This is a genomic window from Onishia niordana (genome assembly GCF_004798965.1).
In the GTDB taxonomy this organism is placed as follows: domain Bacteria; phylum Pseudomonadota; class Gammaproteobacteria; order Pseudomonadales; family Halomonadaceae; genus Onishia; species Onishia niordana.
The window spans coordinates 1-201 of the sequence record NZ_SDSD01000186.1 but is presented as its reverse complement, the minus strand read 5'-3'; the positions used below and the strand labels follow the sequence as shown (position 1 = coordinate 201).

Genomic DNA, 201 nt, shown 5'->3' with positions numbered 1-201 from the left:
CAAGCCCGACATCAACGTTTGTGATGATAGGCTTGTGACTGTGGACTCACAGATGACTGTTGGGGTGATGGTGGAGCGTAGCGGGCGGTGCGATGATTCGCTCGAATCGCTGTCCTCCTGCTAAATGGTGGAGCCTAGCGGGATCGAACCGCTGACCTCCTGCGTGCAAGGCAGGCGCTCTCCCAGCTGAGCTAAGGCCCC

At 59.2% G+C, this 201-nt stretch carries 1 tRNA gene; it reads right to left on the bottom strand.

The features are described 5' to 3' along the window. Positions 1 to 125 precede the first annotated feature (125 nt). Positions 126 to 201, bottom strand: a tRNA-Ala gene (locus tag ETC27_RS17220).